This is a genomic window from Melaminivora alkalimesophila (genome assembly GCF_000282995.1).
In the GTDB taxonomy this organism is placed as follows: domain Bacteria; phylum Pseudomonadota; class Gammaproteobacteria; order Burkholderiales; family Burkholderiaceae_C; genus Melaminivora; species Melaminivora alkalimesophila.
In genome coordinates, this window is the sequence record NZ_ALEE01000483.1 from 1 (window position 1) to 523 (window position 523).

General features: G+C 76.1%; 1 protein-coding gene. It reads right to left on the reverse strand.

Annotation, left to right across the window (positions count from 1 at the left end; genetic code table 11):
* The coding region (locus A612_RS09460) for a DUF58 domain-containing protein (protein WP_019374253.1) at window positions 1-523 on the reverse strand (523 nt) is incomplete at both ends.

A 523-nucleotide genomic window follows, 5' to 3' on the forward strand; every position in this document is an offset into this window, starting at 1 on the left:
CCGGCCGGCGGGATGCGCAGGCCGGGCAGGCGCAGCCCATAGTCCAGCCCCAGCCGGTCGGCCTGCAGCACCCAGCTCGCCAGGCGCGACAGGCGCGCCTCCGGGTCGGACAGGCCGGTCGCCGCGGCATCCAGCCACAGGTCGTGGCGCTGGTCCTGGTGGCTGTCGCGGCTGACCAACTCGTCGCTGTCGGTCGCCAGTGCGCGCGCCGCCTTCTTCCAGACCACCAGCCGCATCGGATCGCCACGCTGGTAGGCGCGCACCCCTTCGAACTCTCCGGCGCCGCGGGCGCTGGTGCTGGCGCCCGTGCCGCTGCTGCGCGGCTCGCCGGGCGGCAGCGGCGGCGGCGGCTCTTCCGGGCGCGGGTAGATCAGGACCTGTGCGGCCGGCCGCCACAGGGCCCAGACGCGGAACACGCCCAGCGGATAGAGCGTCTGCGCCGTGAGCATGGGAATAGGCTGCAGCCCGCGCCGCTGCGGGGAGAACGCGACGCGCACGCTGGCGCTGCCGCCGCCGGGCACGT